At 71.9% G+C, this 20,170-nt stretch carries 19 protein-coding genes and 1 pseudogene; 14 read left to right on the forward strand and 6 right to left on the reverse strand.

Annotation, left to right across the window (positions count from 1 at the left end; translation table 11 throughout):
- Positions 1-103 precede the first annotated feature (103 nt).
- The 8 genes from AB0I68_RS33595 to AB0I68_RS33630 all read left to right on the forward strand — a co-directional run bounded on the left by AB0I68_RS33595 (position 104) and on the right by AB0I68_RS33630 (position 7,296).
- Positions 104-874, forward strand: coding sequence for an N-acetyltransferase (locus AB0I68_RS33595; protein WP_363181176.1), 771 nt, complete (start codon positions 104-106; stop codon positions 872-874).
- A gap of 192 nt (positions 875-1,066) precedes the next feature.
- Positions 1,067-1,528: a ricin-type beta-trefoil lectin domain protein gene (locus AB0I68_RS33600; RefSeq protein ID WP_363181177.1), complete on the forward strand. Its 462-nt coding sequence runs from the start codon at positions 1,067-1,069 to the stop codon at positions 1,526-1,528.
- 396 nt (positions 1,529-1,924) lie between these two features.
- A complete protein-coding gene (argC, locus tag AB0I68_RS33605) occupies positions 1,925-2,953 on the forward strand; it encodes an N-acetyl-gamma-glutamyl-phosphate reductase (RefSeq protein ID WP_363181178.1) in 1,029 nt (342 codons plus the stop codon).
- Positions 2,950-4,107, forward strand: coding sequence for a bifunctional glutamate N-acetyltransferase/amino-acid acetyltransferase ArgJ (gene argJ, locus AB0I68_RS33610; protein WP_363181179.1), 1,158 nt, complete (start codon positions 2,950-2,952; stop codon positions 4,105-4,107). The genes argC and argJ overlap by 4 nt, the downstream gene beginning before the upstream one ends.
- On the forward strand, positions 4,104-5,054 hold the full coding sequence (gene argB, locus AB0I68_RS33615) for an acetylglutamate kinase (RefSeq protein WP_363181180.1): 951 nt from the start codon (positions 4,104-4,106) through the stop codon (positions 5,052-5,054). Before argJ ends, argB begins: the two co-directional genes overlap by 4 nt.
- The gene (locus AB0I68_RS33620) at positions 5,051-6,265 is read left to right on the forward strand and encodes an acetylornithine transaminase (RefSeq protein WP_363181181.1); all 1,215 of its coding nucleotides are present in this window, start codon (positions 5,051-5,053) and stop codon (positions 6,263-6,265) included. Before argB ends, AB0I68_RS33620 begins: the two co-directional genes overlap by 4 nt.
- Positions 6,266-6,272: 7 nt before the next feature.
- Positions 6,273-6,809, forward strand: a complete 537-nt coding sequence (locus tag AB0I68_RS33625) for an arginine repressor (RefSeq protein WP_363181182.1) — start codon at positions 6,273-6,275, stop codon at positions 6,807-6,809.
- 145 nt (positions 6,810-6,954) lie between these two features.
- Positions 6,955-7,296: a hypothetical protein gene (locus AB0I68_RS33630; protein ID WP_363181183.1), complete on the forward strand. Its 342-nt coding sequence runs from the start codon at positions 6,955-6,957 to the stop codon at positions 7,294-7,296.
- On the opposite strand, the gene AB0I68_RS33635 is transcribed toward AB0I68_RS33630, so the two are convergent.
- Genes AB0I68_RS33635 through AB0I68_RS33645 form a run of 3 tightly spaced genes read right to left on the reverse strand, consistent with a single transcriptional unit; the run spans position 7,290 to position 10,293 of the window.
- Positions 7,290-7,958 carry a L,D-transpeptidase family protein gene (locus AB0I68_RS33635; RefSeq protein ID WP_363181234.1) on the reverse strand — a complete coding sequence of 223 codons (669 nt, stop codon included), beginning with the start codon at positions 7,956-7,958 and terminating at the stop codon, positions 7,290-7,292. The genes AB0I68_RS33630 and AB0I68_RS33635 overlap by 7 nt on opposite strands.
- 33 nt (positions 7,959-7,991) lie before the next feature.
- Positions 7,992-8,573: a pyridoxamine 5'-phosphate oxidase family protein gene (locus tag AB0I68_RS33640; protein ID WP_363181184.1), complete on the reverse strand. Its 582-nt coding sequence runs from the start codon at positions 8,571-8,573 to the stop codon at positions 7,992-7,994.
- A gap of 43 nt (positions 8,574-8,616) precedes the next feature.
- Positions 8,617-10,293 (reverse strand): hypothetical protein, encoded by a 1,677-nt coding sequence (locus AB0I68_RS33645; RefSeq protein ID WP_363181185.1) that lies wholly within the window; start codon positions 10,291-10,293, stop codon positions 8,617-8,619.
- A gap of 202 nt (positions 10,294-10,495) precedes the next feature.
- On the opposite strand from AB0I68_RS33645, the pseudogene AB0I68_RS33650 reads away from it, so the two are divergent.
- A pseudogene (locus AB0I68_RS33650) lies at positions 10,496-10,741 on the forward strand (argininosuccinate synthase); the annotation flags it as partial.
- 98 nt (positions 10,742-10,839) lie between these two features.
- Positions 10,840-12,270 (forward strand): argininosuccinate lyase, encoded by a 1,431-nt coding sequence (argH, locus tag AB0I68_RS33655; RefSeq protein WP_363181186.1) that lies wholly within the window; start codon positions 10,840-10,842, stop codon positions 12,268-12,270.
- A 158-nt stretch (positions 12,271-12,428) separates the two neighbouring features.
- Here the strand turns inward: argH and AB0I68_RS33660 are convergent, their stop codons facing one another.
- Positions 12,429-13,631 (reverse strand): hypothetical protein, encoded by a 1,203-nt coding sequence (locus tag AB0I68_RS33660; protein ID WP_363181187.1) that lies wholly within the window; start codon positions 13,629-13,631, stop codon positions 12,429-12,431.
- 97 nt (positions 13,632-13,728) lie between these two features.
- A complete protein-coding gene (locus AB0I68_RS33665; protein WP_363181188.1) occupies positions 13,729-14,244 on the reverse strand; it encodes an HAD domain-containing protein in 516 nt (171 codons plus the stop codon).
- A gap of 86 nt (positions 14,245-14,330) precedes the next feature.
- Between AB0I68_RS33665 and AB0I68_RS33670 the strand changes: the two genes are divergently transcribed.
- From AB0I68_RS33670 to AB0I68_RS33680, 3 genes are all read left to right on the forward strand, one after another.
- Entirely contained in the window at positions 14,331-14,882 is a 552-nt protein-coding gene (locus AB0I68_RS33670) for a helix-turn-helix domain-containing protein (RefSeq protein ID WP_363181189.1), read from the forward strand.
- Positions 14,879-16,435 carry an MFS transporter gene (locus tag AB0I68_RS33675; protein WP_363181190.1) on the forward strand — a complete coding sequence of 519 codons (1,557 nt, stop codon included), beginning with the start codon at positions 14,879-14,881 and terminating at the stop codon, positions 16,433-16,435. The genes AB0I68_RS33670 and AB0I68_RS33675 overlap by 4 nt, the downstream gene beginning before the upstream one ends.
- A gap of 67 nt (positions 16,436-16,502) precedes the next feature.
- Entirely contained in the window at positions 16,503-17,978 is a 1,476-nt protein-coding gene (locus AB0I68_RS33680; RefSeq protein WP_363181191.1) for a membrane-associated oxidoreductase, read from the forward strand.
- Between the two features lie 9 nt (positions 17,979-17,987).
- On the opposite strand, the gene AB0I68_RS33685 is transcribed toward AB0I68_RS33680, so the two are convergent.
- A complete protein-coding gene (locus tag AB0I68_RS33685) occupies positions 17,988-18,617 on the reverse strand; it encodes a lysophospholipid acyltransferase family protein (RefSeq protein ID WP_109781046.1) in 630 nt (209 codons plus the stop codon).
- Positions 18,618-18,918: 301 nt separating this feature from the next.
- Between AB0I68_RS33685 and AB0I68_RS33690 the strand changes: the two genes are divergently transcribed.
- Positions 18,919-20,124, forward strand: coding sequence for a glycerophosphodiester phosphodiesterase (locus AB0I68_RS33690; RefSeq protein WP_363181192.1), 1,206 nt, complete (start codon positions 18,919-18,921; stop codon positions 20,122-20,124).
- Positions 20,125-20,170 lie beyond the last annotated feature (46 nt).

A 20,170-nucleotide genomic window follows, 5' to 3' on the forward strand; every position in this document is an offset into this window, starting at 1 on the left:
GCCGTTGCGAGGGTGTCCAGGTCTTTCGTCACACATTGACCCTGGACGCCCTCGCGCCATGTCCGCAGGCGAACCCTTGGACTCATTCATCTAGCCTGCGGCCATGACCGGTATACGGATCACCACCCTCGCGCAGCGGCCCGAACTGGCCGACCGGCTCTGGGACATGAAGGACTCCTGGCCGCAATTCGCCCGGCACGACTCCCTCGCCTGGCTCCTCTATCCGCGGATGACGGGGGAGCTGGCGGAGTACGTCCTGGTCGCCACCGACGGCGATGCGGTGGTCGCCCGCGGGTACAGCGTGCCCTTCGCGCTGCATGCGCCGGGCCGGGACGGGGTGCTGCCCGCGCGGGGCTGGGACCAGGTCCTCATGTGGGCCTTCTCCGACCCTCGGCGCGGGGTCGCCCCCGACACGGTGAGCGCCATCGAGATCACCGTCGCCACCGGCCGGCAGGGCGAGGGCCTGTCCGCGCGGATGCTGGCCGCGATGCGGGACAACGCCCGTGCCCGCGGGTTCGCCGAGGTGGTGGCCCCGGTCCGGCCCAGCGGCAAGCCGGCCGAGCCGGACACCCCGATCGGGGAGTACGCGTACCGCACGCGCGAGGACGGTCTCCCGTACGACCCGTGGCTGCGGGTCCACGTCCGCGCGGGGGCGGTGATCGACTCGGTGGCCCCGCTGTCGATGACGATCACCGGCTCGCTCGCGCAGTGGCGTGAGTGGACCGGGCTGCCCTTCGACGCGACGGGCCCGGTCCGGGTGCCGGGGGCCCTGGCCCCGGTCCGCTGCGAGCTCGAACAGGGCTACGCGGTGTACGTGGAGCCGAACGTCTGGGTCCGCCACGCGCTGGACCGCCCGTCCTCCTCCCCGGCGTAGTCCCCTGTGACTGAGCGGCCTACTCGGCCCGTGCGGCCAACTACGGCGCTCAGCCTGGAAGCCTTCTGACCCCGAGGTGCGGAGGTTGACCCGGTAACCCCCGAATCCGTCGTTGGCCCACCCCGGGACCGGCATGGGCGCTTTACTGTTCAGCGTCAGTGGTAGCACCGGGCGAGGTCGAGGGAGACGGCGATGCTGAAGAGAGTTCTCGCAGTGAGCGCGGCCGCTGTGCTTGCGTGTGGCCTGAGTACGACGTCGGCAAACGCGGCCTCGGAGTACGTGCACTTCAAGAACGTGGCCACGGGCCGCTGTCTGGACTACCGGGCCGACTACGGGCCCTATGCGACCGACTGCAACGGCGGCGGTTATCAGACCTGGCTGGTGAACAGCGCAGCCTTCGAGCTCTCCGCCATGCGGCAGAACGCGGGCGACCGGCTGTGCCTGGTTGCCCGTAATGGTGAGGCCACGATGAAGCCGTGCCTGTCCACCGACCCGGCAGCCCTGTGGTTCTTCGGCCCCACGGCCGCCGGGTTCGAGCTGATCAACCATGTGACCGGCACCTGTCTGGGCGAAGGGGCGACCGCCAGGCACGCCGTCAAACTCGTCGAGTGTTCAGGCGGCAACTCCCAGCTGTGGGTGTGGCAGAGCGCCTGACTTTCTGCACGGCCGGACCAGTGCCGAAACGGACACCAGGAGCAAGAGCGGGCCGTGTCTCCCGCCCGGGCACCCCCGCCGCAGGCCTGTGAACAGCGGTGCCATGCGCTCGGCGCAGACCGCGACGTACAGACGGATCACCTCGCCGCCGCTGTCACGCAGTGCCGCAGGCCACTGCCCTGTGCTGAGCGGGCCCCCGCCCTCCGCAAGACATCAACTCAGGCCAGGTGTGCTTCTGTCGCGTTACGGGCCACCTAGAACGCTCAGGCGGGCCGAGTAGAACGCTAAAGGGCCAAGTAGAACGCTAAGTCACATCCCCGCCCGGGCAGGGCGTGTGCGCGCTTTGCATAAAAGTGCGGCGGTACGTATAGTCATGCCATCGAGGAGGAGGGTCCGATGGTGGTACGTGTAGCGGTGGCCGGAGCGAGCGGGTACGCGGGCGGAGAGGTCCTGCGCCTGCTGCTCTCCCACCCCGAGGTCGAGATCGGCGCGCTGACCGGGAACTCCAACGCCGGACAGCTCTTCGGCACCCTGCAGCCGCACCTCGTGCCGCTCGCGGGCCGGACGCTGGAGGCGACCACCCCCGAGGTCCTCGCCGGCCACGATGTCGTCTTCCTGGCGCTGCCGCACGGGCAGTCCGCCGCCGTCGCCGCCCAGCTCGGCGAGGACGTCCTCGTCGTCGACATGGGCGCCGACCACCGGCTCAAGGACTCCGCCGACTGGGACGCCTTCTACGGAGCCCCGCACGCCGGCACCTGGCCCTACGGGCTCCCCGAGCTGCCCGGTGGCCGCGCCGCGCTGGAGGGGTCCAAGCGCATCGCGGTTCCCGGGTGCTTCCCGACCGCCGTCTCCCTGGCCCTGTTCCCGGCCTACGCCGCGCAGCTGGCCGAGCCGGAGGCCGTGATCGTCGCCGCGACCGGTACCTCGGGCGCCGGCAAGGCCCTCAAGCCGCACCTGCTCGGCTCCGAGGTCATGGGCTCGGTGACCCCTTACGGGGTGGGCGGCGGGCACCGGCACACCCCCGAGATGGTGCAGAACCTGAGCCCGATCGCCGGGCAGAGGGTCTCCGTCTCCTTCACCGCGAACCTCGTGCCGATGGCCCGCGGCATCCTGGCCACCTGCTCCGCCAAGGCCCTCCCCGGCACCACCGCCGACGCGGTGCGCACCGCGTACGAGAAGGCGTACGCGGACGAGCCCTTCGTCCACCTGCTGCCCGAGGGGCGGTGGCCGGCGACCTCGTCCGTCTACGGTTCCAACGCCGTTCAGATCCAGGTCGCGTACGACGAGGCCGCGCAGAGGATCATCGCGATCAGCGCCATCGACAACCTCACCAAGGGCACCGCCGGCGGCGCGGTGCAGAGTATGAACATCGCCCTCGGGTTCGCTGAGGAGCTCGGGCTTTCCACGATCGGAGTCGCGCCGTGACCGTTACGGCAGCACAGGGATTCACGGCCGCGGGCATCGCCGCCGGGATCAAGGCGAACGGCAACCCGGACCTGGCCCTCGTGGTCAACCACGGGCCGCGGCTGGCCGCGGCGGGCGTCTTCACCTCCAACCGCGTCAAGGCCGCGCCCGTGCTCTGGTCCGAGCAGGTCCTGCGCGGCGGCGTCGTCAGCGCGGTCGTCCTCAACTCCGGCGGCGCCAACGCCTGCACCGGCCCCAAGGGCTTCCAGGACACCCACGCCACCGCCGAGAAGGTGGCCGAGGCGCTCGGCGGCGAGCACAACGCCGGCGAGGTCACCGTCGCGTCCACCGGCCTGATCGGCGTCCTGCTGCCGATGGACAAGCTGCTGCCGGGCATCGAGACCGCAGTCGAGGCACTCTCCGAGGACGGCGGCGAGGCCGCCGCCATCGCCATCAAGACCACCGACACCGTGCACAAGACGGCCGTCGTCGCGCAGGACGGCTGGACCGTCGGCGGCATGGCCAAGGGCGCGGGCATGCTCGCCCCGGGCCTGGCCACCATGCTCGTCGTCCTCACCACCGACGCCGACCTGGACAGCGCCACCCTCGACACGGCGCTCCGTGCCGCCACCCGCACCACCTTCGACCGGATCGACTCCGACGGCTGCATGTCCACCAACGACACGGTGCTGCTGCTCGCCTCCGGAGCCTCCGGCCGGGTGCCGGCGTACGAGGCCTTCGCGGAGGCCGTGCGGACCGTCTGCGACGACCTCGCCCGCCAGCTGATCGGCGACGCCGAGGGCGCGAGCAAGGACATCCGCATCGAGGTCGTCGGCGCGCTCACCGAGGGCGACGCGGTCGAGGTCGGCCGGTCCATCGCCCGCAACAACCTGCTCAAGTGCGCCATCCACGGCGAGGACCCCAACTGGGGCCGGGTGCTCTCCGCCATCGGCACCACCCGCGCCGCCTTCGACCCGGACCGGCTGAACGTGGCCATCAACGGCGTCTGGGTCTGCAGGAACGGCTCGGTCGGCGAGGACCGCGACCTGGTCTCCATGAAGGACCGCGAGGTCCGCATCACCGCCGACCTGGCCACCGGCTCCGAGTCCGCCGTGATCTGGGCCAACGACCTGACCGCCGAGTACGTCCACGAGAACAGCGCCTACTCCTCATGAGCGACCGGACGAGCAACGAGAAGGCCGGCCAGCCCGGCGCCGGGACCGCGCGCAAGCACACCGCGCTGCCCAAGGCACAGATCCTCATCGAGGCCCTGCCCTGGCTCACCCGCCACAACGGCAAGGTCGTCGTGATCAAGTTCGGCGGCAACGCCATGATCGACGAGGACCTCAAGGCCGCCTTCGCCCAGGACGTGGTCTTCCTGCGCCAGGCCGGCCTCAAGCCGGTCGTGGTGCACGGCGGCGGCCCCCAGATCAACGCCCAGCTCGACAAGCAGGGCCTGGTCAGCGAGTTCAAGGCGGGCCTGCGCGTCACCACACCGGAGGCCATGGACGTCGTACGGATGGTCCTGGCGGGGCAGGTCCAGCGCGAGCTGGTCGGGCTGCTCAACCAGCACGGTCCGCTCGCCGTCGGCATGACCGGCGAGGACGCCCACACCATCACCGCGACCCGGCACACCCCGGAGATCGACGGCGAGCTCGTCGACATCGGCCGGGTCGGCGAGATCACCGGCATCGACACGGGCGCGATCGAGGCACTGCTCGCCGACGGCCGGATCCCGGTCATCTCCTCCATCGCGCGCAGCGCCGACGACCACCACGTGTACAACGTGAACGCCGACACGGCGGCCGCGGCGCTCGCCGCCGCGCTGGGCGCCGAGACACTGATGGTGCTCACCGACGTCGAGGGCCTCTACGCGGACTGGCCCAACAGCGACGAGGTCATCAGCCGCCTCACGGTCAGCGAGCTGGAGAAGCTGCTGCCCGAACTGTCCAGCGGCATGGTGCCCAAGATGGAGGGCTGCCTGCACGCCGTCCGCGGGGGCGTGAGCACGGCCCGCGTGATCGACGGCCGGGTCCCGCACTCGATCCTGCTGGAGATCTTCACCGACGAGGGAATCGGCACGATGGTCGTGCCCGACGGACAGGGAGGGGAATCCGCATGACCGGCAACCAGGAGACCGGCAACCAGCGGTACGGCGCCCGCTGGCAGGGCACGCTGACCAACAACTACGGCACCCCCGCGCTGGCCCTCGCACGCGGCGAAGGCGCCCAGGTCTGGGACGCGGACGGCAAGCAGTACACCGATTTCGTCGGCGGAATCGCGGTCAACGCCCTCGGCCACGCCCACCCGGCGATCGTCGAGGCCGTGACCGGGCAGATCTCCACCCTCGGCCACGTCTCCAACCTCTACGCCTCCGAGCCGGTCCTCGCGCTGGGCGAGCGGCTGCTCCAGCTCTTCGGCCGCCCCGGCCGGATTTTCTTCTGCAACTCCGGAGCCGAGGCCGTCGAGGCCGCCTTCAAGATCGGCCGGCTGACCGGACGGACCCACATGGTCGCCACCGACGGCGGCTTCCACGGCAGGACCATGGGCGCCCTCGCGCTCACCGGGCAGCCGAAGAAGCAGGGCCCGTTCCTGCCGCTGCCCGGCGATGTCACCCACGTCCCGTACGGCGACGTCGAGGCCCTGCGGGCCGCCGTCACCGAGGAGACCGCGCTCCTCGTCATCGAGCCGATCCAGGGCGAGAACGGCGTCGTCGTGCCCCCGGCCGGATACCTGACGGCCGCCCGGGAGATCACCCGGGCCACCGGCACCCTGCTCGTCCTCGACGAGGTGCAGACCGGCGTCGGGCGGTGCGGCCACTGGTTCGAGCACCAGGCCCACGAGGGAGTCGAGCCCGATCTCGTCACGCTCGCGAAGGGCCTCGGCGGCGGTCTGCCGATCGGCGCCGTGGCCGCCTTCGGGCCGGCCGCGGACCTGCTCCAGCCCGGCCAGCACGGCACCACCTTCGGCGGGAACCCCGTCGCGTGCGCCGCCGGCCTCGCCGTCATCGACACCATCGCCGCCGAGGGCCTGCTCGACCAGGTCAAGGCGCGGGGGGAGCGGCTGCGCTCCGGAATCGAGGCTGCCGGGCACCCGCTCGTCTCCCATGTCCGTGGTGAGGGCCTTCTCCTGGGTATCGTGCTGACCGGACCGCTCGCACCGCAGGTGCAGCAGGCGGCCCAAGATGCCGGCTTCCTGGTCAACGCGCCCGCCCCCGACGTCGTACGGCTCATGCCGCCGTACGTACTCTCCGAGGCCGAGGCGGACGCATTCGTCCAGGCCCTGCCCGGCATCCTCGACGCAGCCAACGGGGACGGACACACCGGGGAATGAGACGACGATGAGCCAGGCGCAGGAACACGAGCAGACCGGGCCCTCCGTTCCGCAGACCCGCACCGCCCGCCACCGCCGGATCGTGGACATCCTCAACCGGCAGCCGGTCCGCTCCCAGAGCCAACTGGCCAAGCTGCTCGCCGACGACGGGCTGAGCGTCACTCAGGCGACGCTCTCCCGCGACCTCGACGAGCTGGGCGCGGTCAAGATCCGCAACACCGGCGGCGAGCTGATCTACGCGGTGCCCAGCGAGGGCGGTTTCCGCACCCCGCAGGCCCCGCTCGGCGAGTCGGCGAAGGAAGAGCGCATGCGGCGCCTCTCCGGTGAGCTGCTGATCTCGGCGGAGGCCTCCGCGAACCTCGTCGTCCTGCGCACCCCGCCGGGGGCGGCCCAGTTCCTCGCCTCCGCGATCGACCAGGCCGAACTCCGCGAGATCCTCGGCACGATCGCCGGCGACGACACGCTGATGCTGATCAGCCGCGACCCGTCCGGCGGGCAGGCCCTCGCCGACCACCTGCTGCGCCTGGCGCAGAAGGAGGGCTGAACCGGGCGCTGCCGCCCGGGGCAGGCCGCCGCCGCCCGGCCGACGGGGCGTCCGCGCGGAGTTCCGGACGGCCCGGCCGCTCCTCCTGAAGGCGCTGGAGGCCGGCTTCCCCGCCACCGCCGGGCTGTACCTGGTCTGCGCCGAGATGCTCCTCCTCGTCACGGGCGTGATGTCGCTGCGCCCCGACGGCGCCGCCGAGTGGGCCGCCGCCTGGGTCTCGTGGGCCGCGCTGATCGCCCAGGTGGTCTGGTTCCGCGTCTGCGACCGTGCCCGCGGGGCCGGCTGGAGGGCCGACGCCGCCCTCGCCGAGGACGCCCGGTACGGGACCCACCCCGCGCTCGCCGTCCTGGACGACCGCGACCCGGAGGCCGTCCGGCGGCTGCTCGTCAGCCGCCTGCGCACCCGCCGGGGCCGCAACCGGGGCCGGCCGCGCCGCCCCCGGGACCGCGCGACGGGCGAGGCGGGTGCCGTTACGGGGGCTCAGTAGCGGGTGACGGCGAGCGGCCCCTCCTGCGTGCCGATCGCGATGTGCGGCCGGCGGCGCGGCTCGGCCCAGCGCAGGATCGCCCGCATCGCCCTCTCCGGCACGGACACGCAACCGGCCGTCGCGCCCTTGCCGTTGACGTGCAGGAAGATGCCCGCGCCCCGGCCGTGCACCGGCCGGTCGTAGTTGAAGCCGATGACCAGCGCGTGCGCGTACTGCTTGTCGTACGCGACCAGGTGCTCCGCCTCGCCCGGCGCACAGTCCGCGGGCAGCGGCTCCACCCAGCGGTTGTAGCTGCCCGAGGCGTTGTCCTGGCACCACCAGGAGCGGTCCGTCACCTTCCGGTACCGGAACGCCGTTCCGGCGGGCGCGCGGCGGATCCCGAACGCGTACGGGAGGTCGTACAGGCCCGTCGGCGTCGTGTTCGTGCCCTGGGTCCGGGTCGCGCCCTCGGTCAGGCCGTTGGCGCCGAAGCGCGCGTCGGCGCTGCCGGCCTCGAACCAGCGCCCCGCCCACCGGTCCCACCAGGTCACCCGCCCGATGGTGGATCCGGGCGCGGGCGCGACGGCGGTGATCAGCTGGCTGCCGCCGCCCGTGTCGGCGAGGCGGGCCGGCAGCGGCGCGGACCCGTACGGGCCCTGCGGGAGCAGGCTGGTGACGATCAGTGAGCCGGTGACGAGAGCGGTACGCAGCACATGTCAGACGGTACGGGGCGGAAGGGGCAGTGGCAGCGCAGGCAGGCCGTCGAGGCTCGCCCCGATGAAGTCCTTCTTCTCGCAGTACTCCGCGAACTCCTCGTCCGTCTTGCGGCCGAAGTACTCCGCGTGGAGGGTGCGCTCGCCCTGGTACTCCATGAAGGGGACGGCGTACCCGCACACGTCGGCGATCCGGCGGGCGTGGACGAGGATGACCGCCCGCGCGGAAGGCCCGTCGGCCGACCCGAACAGGGCGATCAGCTCACCCCAGCGGGGGTCGTCGCGGAAGACCGCCTCGCCCTCGCCGTGGATGCGCACGATGTTCGGCGGGCCGCTGAACGCGCACCACATCAGGGTGATCCGGCCGTTCTCGCGGACGTGGGCGATGGTCTCGGCGCCGCTGCCGCCGAAGTCGAGGTAGGCGAGGGTCTGCTCGTCGATGACGACGAGGGTCCCCGCGCGGCCCTTGGGGGACAGGTTGACGTGGCCGTCACCGGCGAGCGGGGCGGTCGCGGTGAAGAAGACCGGCTGCTCCTCGATGAACTTGCGCAGTCGGCCGTCGATACGTTCGTAGAGCTTTCCCATGATCCGATTATCGGCCAGAACAGCCGGTTCGGGCCGGGGAATTTCAGTCCCACAGATCCCGGCGGGAGCGCCACCGCCTGCGGTCGTCGTGCGCCGACCGGGTGAGCCGCGCGTCCAACTCCGGGCACTCGTGCTCCTTCAGGTCCAGGCGGTGGCGCCACCACCGCAGGGCGTGGGTGCCCAGCGGGGGCGCCGACCTCGCCAGCAGCGCGCCGAGTTCCGTACGCTCCGCCTGTCCCTCCTGAAGGGTGCCGAGCCAGTTCCAGGTGCACACCGTGCTCCTCGCGAGCCGGTGCAGGCCCGGGTCGGGGTCCGACGACAGGGCGACGGAGGCCCGCAGCGCAGCGATTCCGCCCTGGGCGCGCAGCAGGTGGAACGCGGCGCGCCGGGTGTGCACGGCCCGTTCCGGGGCGGTACGGGAGGCCAGCGCGTCGGAGTCCAGCCGCCGGGCCACGGGACGCAGGCAGCGCGCGGCCTCGCGGGCCACCGACGCCGACGGGTCGTCCAGCATCGGGAGCAGGGCCGCGTCGTCGAGGGTGACGTCCAGCCGGCGCAGCCCGGCCAAGGCGGCGGCCCGTACCGCGCCGACGGGGTGGTCCAGCAGGGCGCGCAGCAGCGGGGCGCCGGCGTGCCCGACGCACTCGCAGAAGCCGGTCACCGCGTACCGGCTCACACGCTCCGGGGCCGCGAGGATCTCCCGGTAGCGCGACTCCGGGTCGCCGCCGTCCTGGCGCACGAGCCAGCGGGCGCAGGCCCGGACCGTGCCGGACCGGTCGGTGAGGTGGGCCGTGGCCTCCGCCGCCCGTCCGGCCCGGCGCAGGGCGGTGACCCCGGCGGCGCGGACCGACGGGAGGCGTCCGCCGAGCAGGATGTCGATCGCCTCGTCGTCCGGCCCGTCGGCGGCCATCGCGGCCAAGGCGGCGTCGGTCCACATCCGGTTCGCCACCGGATCGAGTTCCGCGGCAGCCTGCCGGGCGAGGTCCCGTACGCCGAGTCGCCCGGTGTCGAGGGTGAGGCGGGCGGCGAACCGCCGGGTCGGCAGGTCGCCGCTCCCGCGCAGCCGGTCCAGGAGGCCGGCGCGCTGCTCGCCGGTCAGCGAGTTCCAGCTCCACGTCGTCGAGGGCCGGCCGGGGCGCCACCACGCGGCGAGGAGGGAGTACCGGCCGCTCAGGGCGGCCTCCAGCTGCTCCGCCGCCCAGGCGCCGTGCTCGCGCCGGCCCAGCCTCAGCGCGAGCGGGGTGAGTGCGACGAGCGCGGGTTCGGGGTGCTGGGCCACGATCCTGGCGAGCACCCGTCGGGCGCGGTTGCGTACCTCCGGGGCCCGGTCGGCGCAGCGGATCACGACGAGCTGGACCGGCGGGAACTGCCACACGGGGGGCGTGGACGCGCCGAGCATCCGTCGGAGGCGGCTCCGTACCACCGGAACCTGGTCGGCGTAGTGGATCAGGACGAGCCGGAGCGGTGGCAACGGCCACGCAGTGAGGGCCGACGCGCGGATCCGCCCGTCGGGATGGCACAGCCGGGCTTCGATCCTGTCGCTGCGGAGCGGCTCGTGCGAGCGGGGGTACAGGCGCCGCGTCTCCTCGTCGAATGCGATCCAGGCCTCCGGCCCGTTCGGGAGGAGGCTGCCGACGACGTCGAGGAGGGCGTCGGCGCCCTTCCCGGCCAGCCGCGCCGCCGCGGCACGCCCCTTCTGTCTGTCCCGCCGTGCGCCCCGCATGTGCCCTCCCCGGATGACCTTGCCTCCTGATCGTAGGCGGCCGTCCGCGGGCCGCGCCCCCCGATATTCGGGCTGGTCAGCGGTGCGACGGCGGCCTAGATTGACGAAACATACGGAGTACTGCATAGTTATGCCTGTCGTTGGATGTGCCGACGCACCGGTGCACCGTGTAAGGAGAAACCCGTGACCGAGCGCGTCGTCCTCGCCCCCTCAGCGGGCCCTGGACGGCTTCGTCGACGAGGCCGATCAGCACGTCACCGGTGACATCCGGATGACCCTGCACGGCGGCCGCGCCGTCGTCACCGGCCGCACGTCGGACGAGTCGCTGTACGACTTCGACCTCGCGACCTACGACTCGGGCGACACCTTCGACCAGTCCAAGGCGCAGGGCTTCATCGAGATCTTCGGCCCCTCGTCGAAGATCGCGGCGCGGCGCGACCTCGCCTGACCGACCAGCGGTACCCGGCCGCCTCCCCGTTTCCTCCGCGGCGGGGAGGCGGTTTCACATCCGAAGCCATGCAGATGCAGTCTTGAGGAGCAGTAGCTGTGAGCAGCAACAACGGTGGTGACGTCCGGCTCTGGGGCGGCCGGTTCGCCGACGGCCCGGCCGAGGCCCTCGCCAAGCTGTCCGCGTCGGTCCACTTCGACTGGCGCCTCGCGCCGTACGACATCGCCGGATCCCGCGCCCACGCCCGGGTGCTCGCCAAGGCGGGCCTGCTGACGGCGGACGAGCTCGAGCGCATGATCACGGGCCTGGACCGGCTCGAAGCCGATGTCGCCGACGGCTCCTTCACCGGCACCGTCGCAGACGAGGACGTGCACACCGCCCTGGAGCGGGGCCTGCTGGAGCGGCTCGGCGCCGACCTCGGCGGCAAGCTGCGCGCCGGCCGGTCCCGCAACGACCAGGTGGCCACCCTCTTCCGGATGTACCTGCGCGACCACGCCCGGATCGTCGGCGGCCTGATCGCGGACCTCCAGGACGCGCTGGTCGGCCTCGCCGAGACCCACCACGACGTGGCCATGCCCGGCCGGACCCACCTCCAGCACGCGCAGCCGGTGCTCTTCGCGCACCACGTACTGGCCCACGTGCAGTCGCTGACCCGGGACGCGGAGCGGCTGCGGCAGTGGGACACCCGGACCGCGGTCTCCCCGTACGGCTCGGGCGCGCTGGCCGGCTCCTCGCTGGGGCTGGACCCGGAGGCGGTCGCCGCCGACCTGGGCTTCGAGCGCGGCTCGGTCGGCAACTCGATCGACGGCACGGCCTCCCGCGACTTCGTCGCCGAGTTCGCCTTCATCACCGCGATGATCGGGATCAACCTGTCCCGCATCGCGGAGGAGATCATCATCTGGAACACGAAGGAGTTCTCCTTCGTGACCCTGCACGACGCCTTCTCGACCGGGTCCTCGATCATGCCGCAGAAGAAGAACCCGGACATCGCGGAGCTGGCGCGCGGCAAGTCGGGCCGGCTCATCGGCAACCTGACGGGCCTCCTCGCCACCCTCAAGGCCCTCCCGCTCGCGTACAACCGCGACCTCCAGGAGGACAAGGAGCCGGTCTTCGACTCCTGCGACACGCTCGAGGTCCTGCTCCCGGCCTTCACCGGGATGATGGCCACCCTCACGGTCAACCGGGAGCGGATGGAGGAGCTCGCTCCGGCCGGGTTCTCGCTCGCCACGGACATCGCGGAGTGGCTGGTCAAGCAGGGCGTGCCGTTCCGGGTGGCGCACGAGGTGGCCGGCGAGTGCGTCAAGGAGTGCGAGGGGCTCGGGATCGAGCTGGACGAACTCACGGACGAGCAGTTCGCGAAGATCTCGGAGCACCTCACGCCGCAGGTGCGGACCGTGCTCAACGTGCCGGGCGCCCTCGCCTCGCGCAACGGCCGCGGCGGCACCGCCCCCTCGGCGGTCGCGAAGCAGCTCGCCGAGCTGAAGGCCGACCTGGTCATCCAGCACGCCTGGGCCTCGCACAAGCAGTAGCCGCACGCGCTGCCCCCGTACCTCCGCGGCCATGCGGCCCGCACGCCCACAGGCCCTCCGGGGCCCGGGGCCTGTACGTCCGCACGCCGCGGGATGCCCGGAGGGGCGGCCGGAGCCCATGCTCCGGCCGCCCCTCCGTCGTGTCCGTGCCCGCGTGTTCAGCGCACCGGGTGCTCCGGCTCGTAGTTGGTCAGGACGCAGCCCTCGACCTGGGCCTTCTCCAGCCGGTACCCGGACGGGGCGGAGAAGCCGGGCACGCAGTTCAGGTAGAGGAACTGGAGCTGGTACAGGACGAACCGGGCTGCCGGCTTGTTGGTCTCCACGGCGACGTTCTCGCCGACGAGAAGCATGCTGGCGGTCGCCCTCAGCGTGCCGTCGTCCTTCAGGTCGGCCTGCTGGGCGGCCTTCGCCTTCGTCTGGAGCTTCTTCATGTCGCCGACGGTGTCGAGCCAGCTGAGGTCGTGGGCGCGCCGCTCCCCGGCCGGCTGGCCGCACAGGGCGCGGCCGCTCACGCCCCAGTCCGTCGCGTTGCCCTTGACCACCGGCTGGTAGTCGATGGACTCGATCTCCACCGCCTCCGGATCGGTGGAGAAGTGGTCCTTGCAGGCCAGGGGACTGTTGTTCACGAGATTGCGGAGCTCGGGGATGCTGCCCGCCCGCGCGAGCCCGAGGCTGCCGCTCTTCGGCTGGCCGAGCTTCTCGCCCCCGCCGTCGGACGGGTTCTGCGGGGTCTCGAAGTTCGGGCTGCCCGAGCCGTCCTCGGCGGCGACGAAATCGCTGAGGCCGCAATCCTCGACCAGCGCCTTCTCCCGCTTGTAGCCCTTGGGAACGGGGGCGGTCGGGTTGCAGGTCAGGACGCGCATCTCGGAGCGGACCAGGGCCATGGAGGTTTTCGGCAGGGTGGGGAAGGCCACGAAGTCCTTGCCGATCAGGACGTTGCTGACGAGCCCGTACGCCCCGTCGCCGCCGGAGATCTTGTCCAGGACGTGCTTCTTGTAGCCTGCCTGGAACTCCTTCATGTCCTTGGGTACGGCGATGACGATGTCGCTCTTCTCGGCCGTGGTGCTGCAGACGCCGATCTCCGTCACCGACCACTTCCCGGTCTTGGGGAAGTCGCCGTCCGGCATCCTCGGGTCGTCGGCCTTCGCGCTCAGGTCCTCGCAGCCGGCCCACTGGCGCATGTACTGCTGCGCCCGGACGAGCGGGCCCTCGGCGGCTGCGCCCCCGGCCGCACCGGCGGAGGCGGAGCCGGAGGGCGCGGGTGCGCCCGGTGGGGCCGCCTGGCCCTCCCCCTTGCACGCGGGAAGCGCGGCGAGGCAGGTGAGGGCGGCGGTCGTGGCGAGGATCCGCTGGATGCGCATGGGTCGCTTTCGTCGGACGGCGGCGGCAGGGGTGGCATGGGCATGCTAGGGAGGTGGGCGACCATGATCAAAACCGTCTCGTCGTCCGGGCCCGCCGTCATGCCGCCCAGTCGGCGAGCCTGTCGAAGTCCGGCCGGGTCAGGCCGATCCGCTCGTCGATGTGCATCAGCAGCGCCCGTGCCGGGTGGAGTTGGTCCACGTACTCCCGGTCCATCGCGGTGATGTCGTCGTCGATCCAAGCGAACTCCCGTTCGCCTGCGTACTCCAGGATGTACTGCGTCTTCCAGAAGGTGCCGCGCGGCGCCCGGCCGTGCATCTGCGGCCAGTCGATGTACGGGAGCCGCGGCAGGCCCAGGTGCGGGCCTATCCAGTCGTTCGCCTCGTCCTTCCAGGTGGTCGCCCAGACCAGCTCGTACGAGCGCGCCAGTGCGAGCAGCTCCGCGCCGTGGGCGTGATTCAGCCAGACCCGCAGCGGCCGCCGGTTCTCCGCCCCGGTCCAGCCGGTCGGCCGCATCCGGTGGGTCGAGTACCCCTGCGGACGGCGCTCGGCCTGGGCCGCGTAGGGGTTCAGCGGGCCGTCCACGTCGATCAGCAGCAAGGGCTTGGGCGTCATCTCGGAAGCCTTCCGTTCCGGGTGCCCAGGGGCACCTCATTTTTCAGAATGAGACACAGGCGTCTCATTCGGGGTATGCTTGTCTCATGGCCATGGACCGTGACCAGGTGCTCCGCGACGCCGCAGCCCTGCTTTCCCGCAAATCGACCGCCACGATGGACGAGGTCGCCCGCGCCGCAGGCATCGGGCGGGCGACCCTCCACCGGCACTTCGCCGGGCGCGACGCCCTCGTACGGGCCCTCGAGGAGCTCGGCATCCGGGAGTTCGAGGTGGCCTTCGACAACGCCCGCCTCGACGAGGGCACGGCGGTCGACGCGCTGCGCCGGCTGGTCGCCGAGGCAGAGCCCAACGCACAGCTGCTCGCCTTCCTCGTCACCGAGAACCAGCTCTTCGAGGGCGACCAGGTCAACGAGGGATGGGCCCGGCTCGACGCCCGCGTGAGCGCGCTCTTCCGGCGCGGCCAGGAACAGGGCGACATCCGGATCGACCTGAGCCCCGCCTGGCTCACCGAGGCCCTCTACGGCCTCATCGGCACCTGCGCCTGGGCCGTCATGGACGGCCGGGTCGCCGCGAAGGACTTCCAGTACATGATCATCGAGCTGCTGCTCGGTGGCGCCCGACGGAGTGTGGAGAAATGAGCCGCATCGAACAGCTGACCAAGGACGAGGGAGCGGAGGCGAGCAGGGGCAGGGGGAGCAGAGGACGCTGGCTGGCGCTCTCCGTGCTCGTCCTGGCCGTCCTGCTGGTCGCGGTGGACGCCACCGTACTCGGCCTCGCCACGCCCTCCCTCAGCGAGGACCTCGAGCCGTCCGGCACCCAGCTGCTGTGGATCGGCGACATCTACTCGTTCGTCATCGCCGGCCTGCTCGTCTCCATGGGCTCCCTCGGCGACCGCATCGGCCGCAAGAAGCTGCTCCTGGTCGGCGCGACCGCCTTCGGCGCCGTGTCCGTCCTCAACGCCTACGCCACCAGCCCCGAGATGATGATCGTGGCCCGGGCCCTGCTCGGCGTGGCCGGCGCGACGCTGATGCCGTCGACGCTCGCGCTGATCCGGAACATCTTCCACGACCCCAGGGAGCGCAGCCTCGCCATCGGCATCTGGGGCGCCACCGCCTCGGCCGGCGCGGCCATCGGACCCGTCGTCGGCGGAGCCCTGCTCCAGCACTTCTGGTGGGGCTCGGTCTTCCTCATCAACCTGCCCGTGATGATCGCCTTGGTCCTCGTCGGCATCAAGCTGCTGCCCGAGTCGAAGAACCCGGTCTCCGGCCCCTGGGACCTGGTCAGCGTCGCCCTCTCGCTCGTCGGCGTCATCACCGTCGTCTACGCCGTCAAGGAAGTCGCCACCCACGGCGTGACCTGGGGCGTCGGGGCCGCCGCCGGCATCGGCGCGGCGTGCCTGTACGCCTTCGTCCGCCGCCAGTTCGCCCTGCCGTCGCCGCTCCTCGACATGCGGCTCTTCAAGCACCGCGGCTTCTCCGGCGCGGTCCTCGCCGACCTGCTGACCGTCTTCGGCCTCTCCGGCCTCGTCTTCTTCCTCTCCCAGTTCCTCCAGCTCGTCCAGGGCCGCGACCCCCTGGAGGCGGGACTGGCCGAACTGCCCGCCGCCATCGGCGCGGTGATCACCGGCCTGATAGCCGGCCGCTACGCCCGCCGGTACTCGGTACGGTCGATCGTGACCGGCGGCCTCGCGGCCATCGGACTCGGGCTCGGCGCGCTCACCCTGATCCACAAGGAGAGCGGCTACCCGCTGCTCGGGGCGGCCCTGCTGGTCGTCGGCCTCGGCGCCGGCTTCTCCTTCACCGTCACCGCCGACGTGATCCTCTCCAGCGTCCCCAAGGAGCAGGCGGGTTCGGCCTCGGCCGTCTCCGAGACCGCGTACGAACTCGGCGCGGCCCTCGGCATCGCCCTGCTCGGCTCCGTCGTCACGGGCGTCTACCAGGGCTTCACCGCCCCGGCCTCGGTCCCCGGACCGGTCGCCGACGCCGCGCACGAATCGCTGGGCGGCGCCGTCGAGGCCGCCAAGGCGGTGGACCCCGCGACCGCGCAGACCATGGTCGGCGCCGCCCAGGAGGCCTTCGTGGACGGCCTGCGACTCGCCTCCGGCGTGGGCGCGGCCGTCCTGCTGGCCACCGCGGTGGCGGCCTGGTTCCTGCTCAGGGGACAGAAGCTCCAGGACGGCATCGCGCACTGATCACCGCAAGGGGTGGTGTCATGAACAGAGTTGACAGCCCGTTGACGCGCAGGACACCATCCCGGCGATGGAGATCACCGATCTGACCCCGGCCGAACGCCGCGTATGGGACGCCTTCCCGCGCGGCGGGGGCGTCGACTTCCGGACGGACCCCGACGAGGACGTCTCCGAGGGGCACGCCTGGGGGCCGGAGCGGACCGTACGCGCCGAGGTGCTCGCCGCTCTGCTGCTCAGCAACCCGATCTCGGTGGGGCAGGTCGCCGAGCTCAACGTCAAGGGCGCCCGGATCACCGGCAAGCTGAACCTCAAGTACGCCGTCGTCGAGCACGCGATCCGGCTGCGCGGCTGCTGGTTCGAGCGCAAACCCCAGCTGTACGGGGCCCGGCTGCGGGCCCTGGTCCTGTCCGACTCGGCGCTGCCCGGACTCACGGCCTCCACCGTCAGCGTCGACATCACCCTGCGGCTGAACTGCTGCCGCGTCACCGGGCCGGTCCGGCTCACCGGGGCCCGGATAGCCGGCGGTCTCTTCCTCCAGGGGGCGGTGATCGGGCCCGGCAGCCTCCCCGACGAGGAGGACGAACCCCCGCTCCAGCTCAACCATGCCGAAATAGGCACCGACATCATCGCCGACGAGCTCACCGTCCACGGCCAGCTCCGCATCAACGGTGCCACCATCGCCGGCCTGATCAGCCTGGACCGGGCCAAGCTGATCAGCCCCGGCGGGATCGCCCTGCACGCCGAGACCGTCTCCGTCGGCACCGACCTGCGCGGCCACCGGCTGGAAGCCGAGGGGATGATCAACCTCACCGGCGCCCGGATTCCCGGTCAGCTGATCTTCACCCGCGCGCGGCTGGCCAACCCGGACGGGGTGGCCCTGCGCGCCAGCAGCTGCGCGATCGGCGAGTTCTGGCTCCGCAAGTGCCCGCCCATCGACGGCATCGTCAACCTGCGCCGCAGCCAGCTGGACATGCTCTACGCCGAACCCGGCACTTGGCCGCCCGTGGTCCGCACCGACGGGCTCACCTACCGGGTGCTGCACCCGCACCTGCCCCCGGAGGAACGGCTGCCGCTGCTGGAGCGGGAGGAGTCCGGCTACCTCCCGTACGCCTACGAGCAGCTCGCCGCGGCCTACCGCACGGTCGGCGACGAGGCGGGAGCCCGGACCGTGCAGCTCGCCAAACTGCGGCAGCACCGGCGCACCCTGCCCCGGCACGCAAGGCTCTGGGGGGTGCTGCAGGACGCCACCGTCGGCTACGGCTTCCGGCCACTGCGCGCCGCGGGCTGGCTGCTGGCGCTGCTGCTGACGGGGACGATCGCATACGGTCTGCACCCGCCGAGGGAGCTCAAGGCGGGGGAGGCGCCGGAATTCAACCCGGTGTTCTACACGATCGACCTGATGCTGCCGATCATCGGCTTCGGCCAGGAGGGGGCCTTCGCGCCGAGCGGCTGGTACCAGTGGCTGTCGTACGTGCTGATCGTGACCGGCTGGGTCCTCGCCACGACGACCGCGGCGGGCGTCAGCCGGTCACTCCAGCGGCAGTAGCCGGCGCGGTCAGGCAGCCTTGGCCTTGGTGGCGTACATGTCCACGTACTCCTGGCCCGAGAGCCGCATGACCTCCGCCATCACGGAGTCGGTGACCGCGCGCAGCACGTAGCGGTCGCGGTCCATCCCCTCGTAGCGGGAGAACTCCATCGGCTCGCCGAAGCGGACGGTGACCCGGCCCGGGCGCGGCATGCCCGCGCCGCCCGGCTGGAGCTTGTCGGTGCCGATCATCGCGAAGGGGACCACGGGGGCGCCGGTCATCAGCGTCAGGCGGGCGATACCGGTGCGGCCGCGGTAGAGGCGGCCGTCGGGGGAGCGGGTGCCCTCGGGGTAGATCCCGAAGATCTTGCCCTCTTCGAGGATCCGGCGGCCGGTCATCAGGGCGGCGACGCCGCCGTTGGCGCCGTCACGGTCGACCGGGATCATGCCGGCCCCGGTGAAGAACCAGGCCATGGCGCGGCCCTTGATGCCCTTGCCCGTCACGTACTCGTCCTTGCCGATGAAGTGGACCGTGCGGTCGCACACCAGCGGAAGGATCATGGAGTCGATGAAGGTGAGGTGGTTGCCCGCCAGGATCACCGGCCCGGACCCCGGGATGTTCTCGATGCCCTCCACCCGGGTGCGGAACATCATGCGCATGACCGGGCCGACAGTGGCCTTGATGAGCGATGTACGGAACAACGTGAGCCCTCCGGCATCGAAACTCGGTTTCGCACCACACGGCGGTGGTGCAGGTGAGGACGATACTCGCGGGTCAGCTCCGAGTGCACATCGGGTTCACGAGGTGGATACGCAGTGTTGACGCACGTTTCCGCCATGTTCCCCACGGGCCCACCCCTGCGCCACCGGCTGCTGCCTACGATCGCCACGCCGAATCGGGCCGCAGGACCCCGGAGATCCCGGGGGCCGCCGGCCCTTTCAGACGACAGGAGTGGCACTCATGACACAGGGTGGGGCAGCACGGCGCACGGTCCTGGGGGCGGCCGTCCTGGCGGCGGGCGGCGGCATGGCCGGGCTCTCGGCGGGATCCGCCTCGGCGGCACAGACGGCACAGACGGCACAGACGGCGGACACGGCAGAGGCGGCGTACGCGGCCGACGCGCGCCACGGCGGCGACTACCGGGACCTCCCCGTCCCGCTGGTGATCGGCCACCGCGGCGCCTGCGGCTACCGGCCCGAGCACACCCTCGGGTCCTACCGGCTCGCCCTCGACCTGGGCGCGGACGTCGTCGAGCAGGACCTGGTGCCGACCAAGGACGGCCACCTGGTGTGCCGCCACGAGAACGAGATCGGCGGCACCACCGATGTCGCCGACCACCCCGAGTTCGCGTCCCGCCGTACGGCCAAGTCGATCGACGGGGTCTCGGTCACCGGCTGGTTCACCGAGGACTTCACCCTCGCCGAGCTGAAGACCCTGCGTGCGAAGGAACGTATCCCCGCCGTCCGCCAGCGCAACACGCTCTACGACGGCCGGTGGGACGTGCCCACGTTCGAAGAGGTGCTGCGCTGGGCCGACCAGGAGGGCAAGCGGCGCGGCAAGCGCGTCTGGCTGCACGTCGAGACCAAGCACCCGACGTACTTCCGGTCCCTGGGCCTGGGTCTCGAGGAGCCCCTCGCGAAGCTGCTGCGCCGCTACGGCCGTGACGGGCGCAGCGCTCCGCTCTTCCTCCAGTCCTTCGAGCCCTCCAGCATCCAGCGGCTCTCCCGGCTGGTTTCCGCGCCGCGCGTGGTCCTGCTGTCCGGCGCGGGCACCCGGCCCTGGGACTTCGAACAGGCCAAGGACCCGCGGACGGTGGCGGACCTGGTCACGCCCGAGGGCCTGAAGTGGATCGCCGGATTCGCCCAGGGCATCGGCCCCACCATGGACCTGATCCTCCCGCGCGATGCGGCCGGGAAGCTCGGCACCCCGACCACCCTGGTCAAGGACGCCCACGCCCGCGGGCTGGTGCTGCACCCCTACACCGCGCGCAACGAGAACACCTTCCTGCCGGCCGAGTACCGCAAGGGCACCGACCCGGCGGCGTACGGGGACGCCTTCGGCGCTTTCAAGGCGTACTTCGAACAGGGCATCGACGGGATCTTCACGGACAACGCCGACACCGGACTGCTCGCGGCCGAGGCCTTCCGCCCGGGCCGCGGCCGGTAGGGGCGTCTTTCGGACGCGGCCCGCACGCAACGCGTCAACAGATAAG

It is taken from the genome of Streptomyces sp. NPDC050448 (genome assembly GCF_040655295.1).
Classification (GTDB): Bacteria; Actinomycetota; Actinomycetes; order Streptomycetales; family Streptomycetaceae; genus Streptomyces.

Bases quoted from the DNA above. Each gene is read 5' to 3' on its own strand.
- AB0I68_RS33595 (WP_363181176.1), top strand. From the start codon at position 104: ATGACCGGTATACGGATCACCACCCTCGCGCAGCGGCCCGAACTGGCC.
- AB0I68_RS33600 (WP_363181177.1), top strand. From the start codon at position 1,067: ATGCTGAAGAGAGTTCTCGCAGTGAGCGCGGCCGCTGTGCTTGCGTGT.
- argC (WP_363181178.1), top strand. From the start codon at position 1,925: ATGGTGGTACGTGTAGCGGTGGCCGGAGCGAGCGGGTACGCGGGCGGA.
- argB (WP_363181180.1), top strand. From the start codon at position 4,104: ATGAGCGACCGGACGAGCAACGAGAAGGCCGGCCAGCCCGGCGCCGGG.
- AB0I68_RS33620 (WP_363181181.1), top strand. From the start codon at position 5,051: ATGACCGGCAACCAGGAGACCGGCAACCAGCGGTACGGCGCCCGCTGG.
- AB0I68_RS33625 (WP_363181182.1), top strand. From the start codon at position 6,273: ATGAGCCAGGCGCAGGAACACGAGCAGACCGGGCCCTCCGTTCCGCAG.
- AB0I68_RS33630 (WP_363181183.1), top strand. From the start codon at position 6,955: ATGCTCCTCCTCGTCACGGGCGTGATGTCGCTGCGCCCCGACGGCGCC.
- AB0I68_RS33640 (WP_363181184.1), bottom strand. From the start codon at position 8,573: ATGGGAAAGCTCTACGAACGTATCGACGGCCGACTGCGCAAGTTCATC.
- AB0I68_RS33645 (WP_363181185.1), bottom strand. From the start codon at position 10,293: ATGCGGGGCGCACGGCGGGACAGACAGAAGGGGCGTGCCGCGGCGGCG.
- AB0I68_RS33660 (WP_363181187.1), bottom strand. From the start codon at position 13,631: ATGCGCATCCAGCGGATCCTCGCCACGACCGCCGCCCTCACCTGCCTC.
- AB0I68_RS33665 (WP_363181188.1), bottom strand. From the start codon at position 14,244: ATGACGCCCAAGCCCTTGCTGCTGATCGACGTGGACGGCCCGCTGAAC.
- AB0I68_RS33670 (WP_363181189.1), top strand. From the start codon at position 14,331: ATGGCCATGGACCGTGACCAGGTGCTCCGCGACGCCGCAGCCCTGCTT.
- AB0I68_RS33675 (WP_363181190.1), top strand. From the start codon at position 14,879: ATGAGCCGCATCGAACAGCTGACCAAGGACGAGGGAGCGGAGGCGAGC.
- AB0I68_RS33680 (WP_363181191.1), top strand. From the start codon at position 16,503: ATGGAGATCACCGATCTGACCCCGGCCGAACGCCGCGTATGGGACGCC.
- AB0I68_RS33685 (WP_109781046.1), bottom strand. From the start codon at position 18,617: ATGCGCATGATGTTCCGCACCCGGGTGGAGGGCATCGAGAACATCCCG.
- AB0I68_RS33690 (WP_363181192.1), top strand. From the start codon at position 18,919: ATGACACAGGGTGGGGCAGCACGGCGCACGGTCCTGGGGGCGGCCGTC.